We start from the raw sequence: 430 nt of genomic DNA, 5'->3' as shown, positions 1-430 counted from the left end.
GCGTCAGGTTTAAACCTGCTGGTGGCAGCGGTTATCCTATGGAATACGCGCTATCTTCAGTCTGCCATCGCAACGCTCGGCATTTCCGATGACCTGGCGCGGCATATTGCACCCCTCGGCTGGGAGCATATCTCTCTGACAGGGGACTATCGCTGGAATGTCGATGAGCAGCCCGAAGCGGGCGCGTTACGTCCGCTTCGGGTGCCTGCATCCCTGCTTGTCGCTTGAACCCCAATGCTGGCGGTTCTGTAGGTGTTCACCCTAAGCGTACGTAAAATACACTTTCGTGTCGTGACCCCAAATACGCCTCCTGGTCAGCGTTCCGGTTCTCGAACGCGCCAGGTGAGGACGTGACCAGGTATTCGATGCACTGGACGGCGTTCTTGCGGATCTTCTCAGGTAGCGCCTTCTCGAACGCGATCATGCCCTG

The 430-nt window shown here is 57.7% G+C and carries 1 protein-coding gene; it reads left to right on the top strand.

The window, feature by feature from the left end:
- The coding region (locus KP705_RS17985; protein WP_215765279.1) for a Tn3 family transposase at positions 1 to 228 on the top strand (228 nt) is incomplete at its 5' end.
- Positions 229 to 430: the final 202 nt, after the last annotated feature.

It is taken from the genome of Gluconobacter sp. P1D12_c (assembly GCF_018812105.1).
GTDB classification, from domain to species: domain Bacteria; phylum Pseudomonadota; class Alphaproteobacteria; order Acetobacterales; family Acetobacteraceae; genus Gluconobacter; species Gluconobacter oxydans_A.
The sequence above is the reverse complement of the archived record's forward strand: the minus strand, read 5'-3'. Positions and strand labels throughout refer to the sequence as shown.